General features: G+C 30.7%; 13 protein-coding genes. 3 read left to right on the top strand and 10 right to left on the bottom strand.

All coding sequences use genetic code 11. The features are described 5' to 3' along the window. Nucleotides 1-33: 33 nt before the first annotated feature. Nucleotides 34-1,776, top strand: coding sequence for an ATP-dependent zinc metalloprotease FtsH (gene ftsH, locus Q428_RS03460; protein ID WP_035378240.1), 1,743 nt, complete (start codon nt 34-36; stop codon nt 1,774-1,776). Between the two features lie 37 nt (nt 1,777-1,813). On the opposite strand, the gene Q428_RS03455 is transcribed toward ftsH, so the two are convergent. Continuing rightward, nucleotides 1,814-2,653 (bottom strand): hypothetical protein, encoded by an 840-nt coding sequence (locus tag Q428_RS03455; protein WP_035378238.1) that lies wholly within the window; start codon nt 2,651-2,653, stop codon nt 1,814-1,816. A gap of 256 nt (nt 2,654-2,909) precedes the next feature. After that, nucleotides 2,910-3,800 carry a hypothetical protein gene (locus Q428_RS03450; protein ID WP_035378236.1) on the bottom strand — a complete coding sequence of 297 codons (891 nt, stop codon included), beginning with the start codon at nt 3,798-3,800 and terminating at the stop codon, nt 2,910-2,912. 156 nt (nt 3,801-3,956) lie between these two features. On the opposite strand from Q428_RS03450, the gene Q428_RS15340 reads away from it, so the two are divergent. Further along, nucleotides 3,957-4,121, top strand: a complete 165-nt coding sequence (locus tag Q428_RS15340; RefSeq protein WP_161633583.1) for a hypothetical protein — start codon at nt 3,957-3,959, stop codon at nt 4,119-4,121. Between the two features lie 91 nt (nt 4,122-4,212). On the opposite strand, the gene Q428_RS03445 is transcribed toward Q428_RS15340, so the two are convergent. Further along, nucleotides 4,213-5,157, bottom strand: coding sequence for an RsmB/NOP family class I SAM-dependent RNA methyltransferase (locus Q428_RS03445; protein WP_035378234.1), 945 nt, complete (start codon nt 5,155-5,157; stop codon nt 4,213-4,215). Between the two features lie 262 nt (nt 5,158-5,419). On the opposite strand from Q428_RS03445, the gene Q428_RS03440 reads away from it, so the two are divergent. Beyond that, nucleotides 5,420-6,889 carry a nicotinate phosphoribosyltransferase gene (locus Q428_RS03440; protein ID WP_035378231.1) on the top strand — a complete coding sequence of 490 codons (1,470 nt, stop codon included), beginning with the start codon at nt 5,420-5,422 and terminating at the stop codon, nt 6,887-6,889. Between the two features lie 21 nt (nt 6,890-6,910). Here the strand turns inward: Q428_RS03440 and Q428_RS03435 are convergent, their stop codons facing one another. From Q428_RS03435 to Q428_RS03405, 7 genes are all read right to left on the bottom strand, one after another. Beyond that, nucleotides 6,911-7,810: a DUF362 domain-containing protein gene (locus tag Q428_RS03435; protein ID WP_035378230.1), complete on the bottom strand. Its 900-nt coding sequence runs from the start codon at nt 7,808-7,810 to the stop codon at nt 6,911-6,913. Between the two features lie 111 nt (nt 7,811-7,921). Next, nucleotides 7,922-8,584, bottom strand: coding sequence for a CoA transferase subunit B (locus tag Q428_RS03430; RefSeq protein ID WP_084478081.1), 663 nt, complete (start codon nt 8,582-8,584; stop codon nt 7,922-7,924). Beyond that, nucleotides 8,584-9,237: a CoA transferase subunit A gene (locus Q428_RS03425; protein ID WP_035378226.1), complete on the bottom strand. Its 654-nt coding sequence runs from the start codon at nt 9,235-9,237 to the stop codon at nt 8,584-8,586. Before Q428_RS03425 ends, Q428_RS03430 begins: the two co-directional genes overlap by 1 nt. A 294-nt stretch (nt 9,238-9,531) precedes the next feature. After that, nucleotides 9,532-9,921, bottom strand: a complete 390-nt coding sequence (locus Q428_RS03420; RefSeq protein WP_035378224.1) for a tetratricopeptide repeat protein — start codon at nt 9,919-9,921, stop codon at nt 9,532-9,534. Then, nucleotides 9,915-10,880: a hypothetical protein gene (locus tag Q428_RS03415; RefSeq protein ID WP_035378222.1), complete on the bottom strand. Its 966-nt coding sequence runs from the start codon at nt 10,878-10,880 to the stop codon at nt 9,915-9,917. Before Q428_RS03415 ends, Q428_RS03420 begins: the two co-directional genes overlap by 7 nt. A gap of 120 nt (nt 10,881-11,000) precedes the next feature. Beyond that, nucleotides 11,001-12,572, bottom strand: a complete 1,572-nt coding sequence (locus Q428_RS03410) for a DEAD/DEAH box helicase (protein WP_035378220.1) — start codon at nt 12,570-12,572, stop codon at nt 11,001-11,003. Between the two features lie 324 nt (nt 12,573-12,896). Then, entirely contained in the window at nt 12,897-13,118 is a 222-nt protein-coding gene (locus Q428_RS03405) for a hypothetical protein (protein WP_035378218.1), read from the bottom strand. Between the last annotated feature and the right edge of the window lie 38 nt (nt 13,119-13,156).

The following is a 13,156-nucleotide window of genomic DNA, read 5'->3' as shown; positions in this document are numbered from 1 at the left end:
TTATTATATCAGATAGTAGATTGGAGGGATATAATGAACAAAATAAAAAAGTTTAACTTTATTTTGCCTACCTTAGTAATAATTCTAACAATTGCCTCCTTTTTTGGATATAAAGCATCTAAAAATATGGATAACATGATTCCATATAAGACTTTTATATCTGAGGTGCAAAATGGAAATGTATCTGATGTTTATTTATCAGATTCAGAGAGGATTAAGGTTATTCTAAAAAACAAAAAAGAATTGTTTACAGAAAATCCTAGAACTTTAAATTTTAAAGAATACCTGCTATTAAAGGGTATAAAAGTTCATGAGGGGGGAGCTGTAAGTCCATATGAAGCTGTGCCAACAGCAATTCTTCTTACAGTTATTGTAGCTACCCTTATATATTTTATTTCCCGAAAAACTTCAAGCAATAGTGGTGCTTTTAAACTATCAACAATGGATGTTTCCCCTGAAAAAGATTGGGAGATAAGCTTTGATAGTATAGCAGGAAATCTTGAAGCGAAAGAGAGTGTAAGAGAACTTGTGGATTTTATAAAAAATCCAGAAAAATTTACAAAATACAATGCTAGAATGCCACGTGGAGTTATATTATATGGTCCTCCAGGTACAGGAAAAACTCTTATGGCCAAAGCCCTTGCCGGAGAAGCAAATGTACCATTTTATGCAGTTAACGGTTCAGACTTCGTCCAAATCTATGTTGGAGTTGGTGCCGGTAGAATAAGGGATTTATTTAAAAAAGCAAGAGAAAAAGGTAAAGCAGTCATTTTTATTGATGAAATTGACGCAATTGGTAAAAAGCGAGATGGTCGTGCTGATGGAGGCTCTGATGAAAGAGATCAAACCCTTAACGCTCTATTAGCAGAAATGTCAGGTTTTAAAGAAAGCCAGGGTATTATAGTCATTGCTGCTACTAATAGACTCGATGTATTAGATGAGGCATTGCTTCGTCCAGGAAGATTTGACAGGCACATTGAAGTTGGCCTTCCTGATGTTAATGCAAGACATGAAATTCTAAAGCTTCATTGTAAAAGCAAACCAATAGCTGATGATGTTGACTTATATAAAATTGCACAGATGACAGTTTACTTTTCAGGAGCAAAACTTGAAAACTTAGTCAATGAAGCTGCTATATTAGCTGCTCGTGAAAACTCTCAATTCATAAATATGAACCATTTTGATTTATCCTATGGTATAGTCCTAGCTGGTGCAGAAAAGAAAGACAGAAGCTTTATTAAGGAAAATGACAAAAAAATTACTGCCTACCATGAAGCTGGACATGCATTGATTTCAAAATTGATTTCACCTGAAAACCATGTGAGAAAAGTAACAATAATTCCAAGTACTAAGGGTGCTGGAGGATACACATTGAATATTCCTCCTGATAGAATTTATCATACAAAAACCCAACTTCTGAATAACATTAAAGTTGCACTTGGTGGAAGGGCAGCAGAAGAACTGGTCTTCGGAAAGGACAATATTACAACAGGTGCTTCTGGTGATATTGAAAATGCCACAAATACACTTCTTGCTATGATTAAATATTATGGTATGTTTGACAGCACTGGATTGCTAAATTATAACATTTTAGACAAAGAAGGCATTTCAAATAATGCTGCTATTGTAGAAGTATGTAACAAAACAATTACTGAACTTTACAAAGAAGTATTTAACATTCTTGTGGAAAACAAAACAAAGCTTGATTCTTTAGCAAATATGCTTCTTGAAGAAGAGACAATATATGATGAGCAGATTGAGAAGATTATAGCATAAAAACAGTGAGGAAAATCCTCACTGATACATAATTGTATTAAATACTAAAATCCAAATTTTCTTCTAAATTACTTTTATAAAAGTAAATCATGCCCTTGTTATATTTTATAAAACCTTTTCCTTTTGCTATTCCTGTCCCTTCAGAAATTATATTATATTTCTTACTTATCTCTTTTTTAATATACTGAAGGTTAGTTAATTTGCCTGCAAACCAAATTTGAATATTTTCATCATAGTCTATTAAAATATCAAAATCGTCCTTGCTCCTCCATTTTTGCAGATTATCAACTATATTTAGCAATTCCTCTAAAACTCCAAAATTATTTTCAACCATCAGATAATTTCCGGTCATATCATTTGAAAAATCTGGGTCTATCCTTGGATGTCCCCCACAATGGCAAGTCTCTGTTATATATTTAAACATATCTAATATTCTATCATCAATTTCCATAAGTATAGTTAATCCTTTAAGAAACTGGCTTCCATCAAATATAACAATGTTAACATTAACTCTTCTCTTTTCAAGAAGGATTTTTATTTCATAAAGATCATTGTCATTTTCTAAGTTATAGGAAAATAAATAAGATTTTTCTGCATCTTCAATTTTAAATTCTATAACAGGGCCTTTTAAGTCTCTTAGGACATTTATTATCTTTCTGCTTTTTACGAAGGTTTCTAATGTTATATTATTATCTACTTTAACCAGATAGTTAATATCATCGTTTTCGTCAATATAATGACTTGAATTTCTATAGGACAACTCCTTATACACAAACTCATATTCCTTATAATTTAAAGAGCTGATGTATTTTGAAGAATTTAATGTTTTATATCTTCTGACATTTGTAACTGATTTTATTTTTTCATAAACATCCATATTTTTTCCTCCCTGTCAGCTTAAGTCTGTCCCTATTGTTTTAAAACAATTATTTCTTTTAATTTTTTATACAAATCCTCTACATTATCCAGTTTGTATGGTAATGTTTTTCTTATATTTGAAAAAATCTTTATTGCATTAAAAAATTCCCCTGTTAAAAAATTGCACAGTCCTAAATTGTAATAAAGAGGTATATAAACATCACTAATAAAATTCCTTTCCTTTGTTAACTCTAAAATATTCTCTTCACAAATATTTATAGCATAGAGAAATATTTTTTTGCCAATTCATATTCTTTTTTCTTAATATAGACACATCCAATTATATTAAAAGGATCAGGAATATTATTTTCTATATATAAGATGCTATTTGCCATATCATATGCTTCCTGAAAATTTCCTCTGTCAAAATTTTCCCAACCTTCTTCAATCATTTTAATATATTGTCTTTTTATGTTTCTACTATAAAATCTAAAAAATTCTTCTCCGACATTAGTTAACTTAAAATATTTACTTTTTTCTTCATTTTTAACTAAGCCTAAAGGAATTAGAATTTCTTTTACAATTATTTTAATACCATTATCATCTAAAAACTCCAAAAGAATTCTATAGCTATTATATAAACTTTCCAGATTTAAATCAGAGTTCTTAGCATTTTCCTCAATAATTGAAATATCTCTACATTTTAAAAATAAACTTGCCACATATTCCCTGCTATTTATTTCAAGATATTTATTGTTAATCTTATTATCTATTGCTTTATTCCAATCACATCTATCAAATAAATACCTATAAACATCCACTACTTTCGATATATCATCAGATATAAGAAATAATTTTCCATAGGATGTTAATGATATTCCCCCATTTTTATTTTCAATTAAATCGTTATCGTATAAAAAGCTAATAATAAAGTTTATTTGTATCCTTGTTAAATTTAGCTCAACTTTTAAATTTTTTAATAAATCTCCTTTAGTATAATCCTTATCAGGTTCTGCATCTATTCTTAATAAAATTTTATTTATTATGTCCATTAATTCACTTCTTTTTAATTGTAAATTACTTAGTAACTTATGGAGTTCGTGATGTTTATCATCATAACAATAATTTTTTATTGGTATTATTACGGTATTTGTTTCGTCAATCATTATTCTTCCTCCAATGTGCGTGATAGACAACTCAATTATATCATATCCTTTGTGTTATATACAAAAACACAGCATTTTTGTATATATAATTTTTTAATGAGCACACTATTAGCATAGGTTTTTAAATAATCTCTGTTCTTAAAGGGGTGTTATGTTATGACAAGAAAAAGTAAAAAGGGTATAGTTGGAAAAGCTAATCCAACTCCATCTGTAAGATATAATGTTGGCCCCGGTGTAGATTTTGTAGAAGAAAATTTGCGCTACGGTAATGAAATAAAAACTGCCGTAGAAAACATTAAGGAAGACAAGGGTTTGAAATAAATTGGCATGTTAACATGCCAATTTATTCAAAATGACAAGAAACATTATTTATAAACAGCTTGATTTGCTACGATTCCTTTTTATTTCTTTATCATGATGATTTATATAATTTGCAAATAAAAAATCCTTCCATTTCCCTGTTTGGGAGTATTCTCATTGAATTCTTTATCTCTTTCTTAACGCCTTCAGATATACCCTCCATTCTATGTGGTACTTCTAATTCTATTTTCTGAGTTTTCAGGTTAAAATTATCTAGAGCCCAATCTATTATTTTTTCATTTTCTTCAAAATTCAAAGTACATGTGGAATATACCATAGTACCCCCTGGTTTTAATGCTGTATAAGCACTTTTAAAAAGTTTCTTCTGTACCTCCACCAACTTAATGACTTCATTTTTTGACCAATATTTATACGTTCTCACATCACTAGCCAGAAATCTTCCTTCACCACTACAAGGTGCATCTAATAGAACTTTATCAAATTTTTCTTTGTAAATATTTCCAAGTTTTGACCCGTCACCTAATTTAATTTCAACTATTGAAGCTCCCTGTTTTTCAACGTTATACTTCAATCTTTCAAATCTAATCTTATCCATCTCATTTGCAAGTACGTATCCTTTATTTTTCATTATAGCAGCTATTTGAGTAGTTTTTCCTCCAGGAGCTGCTGTTAAATCCAGAACATTATCACCTGGCCTGGGCTGTAAAACCAAAGGTGGCATCATGCTTGGTAGACTCTGAAGATATATACCTCCATTTTCGTATATGTTTAACTTTTGTATTTCTTTCTCAGTTACATTTTTTATACTCAAGGCATCTTTAAACCATGTATTTCTCTGAAATTTTATATTCATATCTGTTAAATATTGCATTACTTGTCTTGTATCATATTTTAAAGTATTAACCCTTAAAGTTACATCACGTTTTGAAGCCAAACCCATTAAAATCTTATCAACAGTGCAAGGAGAAAAAATATCATATAAACTATTTAAAAAATCATGAGGAAGTTTTTCTTTTAAACTTTTAACTGAATACATAAAATACTCCTCTCTATATTTTATTAATCTTAAATAATATAATTTTTGTAATCACCTTTACACTTGTCTTAAATAGTACTTAGTAATACAATGGTAATATGATGCTTATATAAAATAATTTCCAGATTAATTGTTCATGTGAAATTATGGCAATTTTTAATTATTATACACTATAAACCTGAGAAATATAAGCTGTTAATTTATATTCTAAAACTGTTTATGTATTATCTATTACTTAGAAGTTGTGAAAGGAGAAATTTAGATGTCTCACCTATTTGACTGGAAAGAAGAGAGAAATCTTAGCCTTTTAGTAGATTTTTATGAACTAACTATGGGCAATGGATATCTATATAATGGTGTTGGAGATAAGATCGTTTATTTTGATATGTATTTCAGAAGGGTGCCTGACGGTGGGGGTTTCTGTATCATGGCAGGTCTTCAACAGTTAATTGAATATTTAAAGAATCTTAAATTCAGCGAAGATGATATTTTATATCTGAAAAATAAAGGACTATTTAATGATGATTTTATAAATTATCTCAGAGATTTTAAATTTTCTTGTGATGTATGGGCAATACCAGAGGGAACTCCTGTGTTTCCAAATGAACCCCTAGTTATAGTCAGAGGTCCAGCCATACAAGCACAATTTATTGAAACTATGGTATTGCTGACGATTAATCACCAAACATTAATAGCTACAAAGGCTAACCGAATAGTCAGAGCTGCCGATGGAAGAACAGTTATGGAATTTGGCTCAAGAAGGGCTCAGGGCTATGATGGAGCAATTTTTGGAGCAAGAGCCGCTTATATTGGTGGGTGTGACTCAACAGCATGTACAATTGCAGAAAAAATGTTCGGTATTCCAGCAGTTGGTACAATGGCACATAGCTGGGTACAATTATTTGACTCAGAACTGGAGGCTTTTAGGGCTTGGGCCAGAACCTATCCTAATAATTGTCTTCTTCTGGTTGATACATATAACGTTTTAAAATCTGGTATTCCTAATGCAATTAAGGTTTTTAATGAAGAACTTGTACCTCTAGGTATACGTCCAAAGGGTATAAGAATTGACAGTGGTGACATTAAATATCTGACAGAAAAGTCAAGAGAAATGCTGGATGAAGCAGGTTTCCCTGATTGTAAAATTGTAGTATCTAATTCTTTAGATGAATATATTATACGTGATGTAATATTGCAAGGCGCAAAGATTGATTCATTTGGTGTTGGTGAAAGATTGATTACTGCTAAATCTGAACCGGTTTTTGGAGGAGTATATAAACTAGTTGCAATTGAAGAAAACAATGAAATTAAACCAAAAATAAAAATAAGTGAAAATGAAGAGAAGATCACCAATCCAGGATTTAAACAGATTTATAGACTTTATGATAAGAAAACAAATAAAGCAATTGCTGACTTAATAACTTTAGCTGATGAAATAATTGATGAATCAAAGCCCCTTGAAATTTTTCACCCTATACACACATGGAAACGAAAAACACTTACAAATTTCAAAGCAAAAAAATTGCTAACCAAGATTTTAGATAAAGGTCAGGTTGTATATGACTGTCCCAATGTTACTGATATAAAGACCTATTGCAAAGAACAAATCTCTACACTTTGGGATGAGGTTTTAAGATTTGAAAATCCTCATAAATACTACGTAGATCTATCCTCTAAACTTTGGTCAACAAAACATAACTTACTGACAAAACACAATATCCACTTCAGATAAAGCCTTCCATTAGAAGGCTTTTTATTCATCAATTGCAAATTCCTTTCCAAAGGCAAGATTAGAAAAGTATTTTTCCATTTCTATTAATGTCATCCCTTTTATATCGATATTATCCATATTTCCTTGACCAACACCATCTTTAATTAATCTGAAAAGATAATTAATTGCCTGGGGTCTAAATCCTAGTAATCTGGCACAAACCGTATCAACTGCAACAGCATCAAGTCCACTAATAACAAGGCCTGAATGTACTGCTTTTCCCTTTGATGGTCCTGTACCTATCATTGCTGGATTTAAACTTACAATTGCCAAATCTATTGGTATCGTCTCAGCCATAGCAACTATAAAACCATGTAAATCTTCATGAATACCAAGAGATTTTTTAGGATAACCATGAATATCTGCTGGTGGCCAGCTTAATGCCATATTTTTTATGGCTGCAGACATAGTTGACTCTTCATGTACTTTTAATTGAGTAAAGGATATAAGCACATCTGTTTCGTTAATTAGTTTGTTAATCTTTGTACTCTTTACTATATTATGATTCAGGGAAATCTCAACAAAATCACCAGAATTCAAATCTACGAACTCAACATTTTCTTCATTCACCACTTTGTCGTAGCCATAAGCTTTAAACACATCCATGGTACTTGCTCCTCCTGAGCCTCCAGCTACAACTATTCTTTTGGGATTTCTCTCCTTAATTAACTGTATTAATTTTTTTAACGTATTCTGTCCCACTGTAACTGCTTCATGTGGAGGATTAAGATTTACCAAATTTGCAGTTATTGTAACCCTGTGATTACTTTGTATAAAATTATTCCAAGGTAAAAACATAAGGGATTGTCGCAAAGCTTCTGATTCATCAGCATTTTTCCCAACCCCAACAATATTACTTTCTAAAACTTTTTTCCTTAGCATAAAAATCTCTCCAATTCATTAAATCTTCAGGATTATTATTTCTTAAACTTTTATCATATATTCATTTAGTACAAAAATAATAAAAAGGGGACCTTTCGGTCCCATTTAATATTAAACTTCCATAGTTTTTAAATTACTATCTATTATTAATTCAGCTCCTGTAGCTTCCTTTACCTCTTCTAATGTTGTTTCTGGAGCTATCTCTTTTAACAATAATCCATCCTTTGTTACCTCAATAACAGCCATATCAGTTACAATTAAATCCACTTGATTTGCAGCTGTTAGTGGCAAAGTACATTCCTTTAATATTTTATGGCTTCCCTTTGCAGTATGTTCCATGGCAACAATAACTTTCTTAGCTCCAACTACCAAATCCATTGCTCCACCCATACCAGGAACCATTTTGCCAGGTATCATCCAATTTGCTAAATTTCCTTTTTCATCAACCTGAAGAGCCCCAAGTACTGTTGCATCCACATGTCCACCCCTTATTATTGTAAATGACATAGAACTATCAAAACATGCTCCACCTGGAAGAATACTTGAATACTTGCCTCCAGCATTAACAAGATCCTTATCCTCTTCACCTTCCTTTGGTGCTGGTCCTAAACCAATAAAACCATTTTCTGACTGAAAAGTAACTTCAATTCCTTCAGGTATATAGTTAGCTACTTCTGTTGGAAGGCCTATGCCTAAATTTACAACGTCTCCATCTTTTAGTTCCTTTGCTACTCTCTTGGCTATTAAAACCCTTCCTCTTTCCTTGTCTAACATTATTCAGCCCTCCTAACTATGTAATCTACAAAAATATGTGGTGTCATTACATTTTCTGGCTCTATTTCTCCAACTTCAACCAGTTTCTCAGCTTCAACTATTACAACATCTGCAGCTGTTGCTATCAATGGGTTGAAGTTTCTTGTAGTTTTGTTATACCATATATTACCTTTTTTATCTACTACACTACCAAATACGATAGCTATATCCGCCTTTAGTGGCTTTTCTAACAAATATTGTTTTCCATCTATTTCTATAATTTCTTTTCCTTCAGCAACAACTGTTCCAAGTCCAGTTGGTGTTAATACTCCTCCAAGTCCTGCCCCAGCAGCCCTGACTCTTTCTGCTAAAGTGCCCTGAGGAACAAGTTCAACCTCCAACTCACCTGAATTCATCTGTCTTCCTGTTTCTGGGTTGGTTCCTATATGAGATACTATCGCCTTTTTTACCTGCTTATTTACTATAAGCTTACCAACACCCCTATCTGGAAAAGCAGTATCATTACAAATAAGTGTAATATCTTTAACACCCTTTTTTACTATTGCATCAACAATAGATTCTGCTGTACCGTTTCCTAGAAAACCGCCAAACATTATTGTTTGTCCATCTTTAATTAAATCTAAAACTTCATCTACAGTTCTAAATTTGTTCATAATACACCTCCATAACCCTTACTGTTTGTCCTAATAATATAATACTTCATGTTGGCACATATAACAAAATTAAACATCTGTAACAATTTCTTATTATTCGAAATTTTCACTCTAAAACTCTTGTTTTTAAATTATATCTAAAATTATCTCAAACAGGATAAAAACCCTTGAGATTCCTGAAGTGAATAGATTCTAAAATAGTATCATTTAAAACAGCTTCATTTCTCAAAGGTTTTTTAGTTTCATATTTATATTTAATTTTAAGATAGTCGGGTTTTATATCATTACCCGAATTTAAATTCTTTCCATTTTTTTTAATTTTTCTTCATAACAGTTTATATCATCTTCGTACCTTAACTTCCTGCAACAAAGAACCAAATGATAGAGAATTGATTTGGAAATTTTACCCCTTTTTGATGACAATTCATAGGCATGTTTTAAAACCACATAAGCGTTTTTAAAATCTCTTTTTAAAATCAACAGCTGACCAAAATAATTCCATACAACAACATTATCACCATAATTTATCAAGAACTTAATCATACTTCTTTCAGCTAATTGAAAATTTTTATTTCTTATCAATTGTTCAATGTTGCTGATATGATTTTTTATCCTCCAAGCATACTCATTAAATACACACCTTAAAATTTCCATTCCAAAATCGCTTATATGATAATTTACCACCCCTCCATTTTGGGTATAACATCAAGAATCCCCATACCAATAAGGCAAATATTTATAATATTATCAACATAAGGTGTAACTTCCATCTTTGCTAGTCTAAACCTTTCTCTTGATATTTCTACCAGTGTTTCATCTTCTTTAATATCCTTTATACTATTCAAATCTATTATAATATCGTTTTTGTTAATAAAAATGGTTGATATGAGGTGAATTACCTCTGAATAATCAAATGCATTTTCTGGCATATTGAAAGTATCAAAAATAACTTTATTCCAGTTGGTGTCAAAAATTAGTAGAAACAATATAGCTGCATATTTTTCATCTACAGGCAATCTTGATACAGTTCTACCCTTTTTGGTTACATCTATCTGACCATTTTTTTCATCAATCAAATTTAAACTAATCAGTACCCTCTTCAAAAGGTTGATGTCGTCGTTATATTCTTTCTTACTAAAAGGAATATCGCTTAAAATTTTATCAATATATTCCATGGTTTTAAATTCATATACATTTACATCTTCAATCAGTTTTATCACGTTATGGCTAAATTTATTGTCTGTTGCTCTTTTTAAAAATTCCTTTGTATCATCCTTTCTTCCTGTCATCATATCGTATTTATCAAGATAATAATCTATATTAGAGAACATCCTTTTGTAATGTGCTATTTTCCCGCCTTTAATCATTTTATTTATTTTTAAAAACTCTGTAAGTTCCAACATGCAATCTAAAATTTTTGCAATACCATTTCTGCCACCTAATTCATCGTCGATTAACCTAATCATGTCTGTAAATTCTTCGAAGGTATAGGTGTCTATATTCTCTAGGTTTTCTTCAAAATAATACAAAACTTCTTGAACAAGTAATTTAACCACCAATATATTATACTTTATCTTCTCTTCTTCATATCCTTTTTCTCTAAGATAGTTTTCAAATAAAATTATTTTTTCCTTGTCAGTCATGCAAATCACCACCTCACTTCGTATACATTCTAATTATTTACATTATTGTATTTTTTTAATCCTATAAGTGATAAAATTTCATAATAAAAAGGAGATACTTTCGTATCTCCTTCAGGAATTTTATTTTTTATTTTTTGCAATTTCCACAGACATTCTTTTACCTTTAAAAGTTAATTTAACTTTACCACTAACTATTTTTCTAGCTGCTTCAGGTGTTACATTTGCAAAAGAGAATTTTTCTAGAATATCAATACCATTTATATCTTTTCCTGTAACACCCTTTATTTGAGATAGTATTGTTACTATATCCTTCTTATTAATGCCATCCTTTTTGCCGAAATTTATAAATAATCTAATTTGTTCTTCACCTAAATGTTTCTCATCTACCTTTTGAAGTTCATCTATACTTATCTTATTTTCTTTTTCAAATACCAGCTTTAATGCAGCTGCGCATATATCCATCAGATTGTTTTCTTCTTCAAGTTGTTCAACTATTAAAGAATATTCACCTAATTTTCCTTCATTTACAGTATCTAAAATCAGCTTTTTCAACTTGCTGACTTTATATTCATATACATCCCTAGCCTTTGGAATTTCCATTAACTTAATTTTACTTTTTGTATATTTTTCTACATCCTTTAATAATCTAAATTCTCTTGCAGATACCAAGGTTATGGCAACACCAGATCTTCCAGCTCTTCCTGTTCTTCCTATTCTATGAACATAAGCCTCTGGATTTTCAGGTATATGATAATTAAACACATGTGAAACATTTTCAATATCAAGTCCCCTGGCAGCAACATCAGTAGCAACTAAAAAGTCAATTGTACCGTCTTTAAACTTATTTATAGCATTAATTCTATGATTTTGATTATAATCACCGTGAATACCCTCAACAACATATCCAAGGGATTGCAGACTCTCAACTAACTCATCAACACTTTTCTTTGTTCTGCAGAATATTATACCATTCTGTATATCCTGTGCATCTAATACTCTAGTCAATGCGTCTAATTTATTTTTTTCACTTACATTAATATAATATTGATCTACAGTCGTAGCTGTAATTTCCTTTGGCATTACTGAAATGTGTATTGGATTATTCATAAATTTGTTTGCTAAATTTTTAATCTCCTCAGGCATCGTTGCTGAAAACAACAGTGTTTGTTGTCTGTTGCTTATTGTATCTAAAATCTTTTCAATATCCTCTATAAAGCCCATATCCAACATTTCGTCTGCTTCATCAAGTACCACAAACTTAATATCATTTAAGTTCAAAGTCTTTCTATTTATATGATCAATTATTCTTCCTGGTGTACCAACAACAATTTGTACACCTTGCTTTAATGCCCTTATCTGTCTGTCAATTGGCTGACCTCCATAGACTGGAACTTCCTTAAGTTTTTTAAACTTTGAAAGTTTTCTTATTTCTCCCGCCACCTGGATTGCAAGTTCCCTTGTTGGAAGTAATATTAATCCCTGTAGACCTCCTTTTTCATCTATCATATCAACAAGGGGCATTCCAAATGCTGCTGTCTTTCCTGTTCCAGTTTGTGCTTGTGCAATGACATCGTGTCCCTCTAAAATTATGGATACAACCTCTTCCTGAATCCTTGTTGGTTCTTCATAACCCATTTCCTCAATTGCCTTTAAAATATTTTCACTGACGCCTAATTCCTTAAATGTTTTCATCGCATACTCTCCTTTATTTTTTCTTTTCCCACTCAACCTATTTAATAAGTATTTTGTAAACCTTGTTCTAATTTATGCATCTTTTATAACAAAAATTAAAGGGCACTTATTAAACAATGCCCTTCTTACAAATATTGCTTTCAAAGTAATGTATAGTCTCCTCAATATGATCAAATGCTTTTTTGTTTAAATAAAATATAAATTGATTTTTGTCAACGTCTCTTATTTTAATGTTTTTTATTAAAATAGTCCCAAAAATGTTGGTCGCATTAAAATCTTCCATATATACTCTGTCTTTTATAATACTGAAAGAGCCATATGTTTCTAAATTTTTATCATGCAGCGGTATTTTTTTGGGCACTTAAATATATCAATTGTAACATATTCAAAAGCATCGTATGGATTTGAATAAAAATATTTACATTTAATATCCTCATCTAATCCATCTCTAATTCCTTCATAGACCATTAAATTTTTTCTTTTTTTTAGAATATTATATAGATATTCCTCGAAACTAATTTGCAATTCCTGACAAATTTTATGCATATATATTCCTCCGAGCAAAGCTAACTTCTTCATATTAT

Origin of the sequence: Fervidicella metallireducens AeB (assembly GCF_000601455.1) — a bacterium.
In the GTDB taxonomy this organism is placed as follows: domain Bacteria; phylum Bacillota; class Clostridia; order Clostridiales; family Caloramatoraceae; genus Fervidicella; species Fervidicella metallireducens.
This window is presented reverse-complemented; position numbering and strand designations above follow the sequence as displayed.